The organism is Paraburkholderia sp. SIMBA_053, from assembly GCF_046534895.1.
Taxonomy (GTDB): domain Bacteria; phylum Pseudomonadota; class Gammaproteobacteria; order Burkholderiales; family Burkholderiaceae; genus Paraburkholderia; species Paraburkholderia caledonica.
Genome location: NZ_JAWRXU010000258.1, coordinates 1 through 348 on the forward strand (window position 1 = coordinate 1; position 348 = coordinate 348).

Annotated in this window: 1 protein-coding gene and 1 pseudogene; both read right to left on the reverse strand. The window is 65.8% G+C overall.

Going from position 1 to position 348, the window contains the following annotated elements; translation table 11 throughout:
* Window positions 1-244: pseudogene (locus SB753_RS35525) on the reverse strand (triphosphoribosyl-dephospho-CoA synthase MdcB); the annotation flags it as partial.
* Window positions 244-348, reverse strand: a 105-nt coding sequence (locus SB753_RS35530; RefSeq protein ID WP_410804768.1) for a malonate decarboxylase subunit alpha, incomplete at its 5' end; no start/stop codon positions are given. The pseudogene SB753_RS35525 and the gene SB753_RS35530, both read right to left, overlap by 1 nt.

Consider the following 348-nt stretch of genomic DNA (forward strand, 5'->3'; position numbering starts at 1 on the left):
CGATCAGCGCGGTTACGGCGTAATGGGCAAGTTGCGAGTCAGAGCATGAGTCTTGTGCGCGCTTCGCGACACGTTCGTCAGAAGCAGCGGCCGCTGTCATGACCGGATGCAGAGCTTGCGTGGCTCGGCCATACGGCGCGTCCCCGCGCTCGGTCCAGGCACACGCTCGCGCGAGCGGCTCGGGCATCTCTATCGCGGACACGCATGGCACGTCTTCGCGCTCCAACAAAGCAGCGGCTCTCATCACCAGCTCCTGAAGCGCGCCGGCGGCGCGTACAAACCGCCCGACCAGGTGACTAGATCGTCAATGCTGCGTGCCGCGAGCAGCGAACGCTTCGCTTCGCCGCG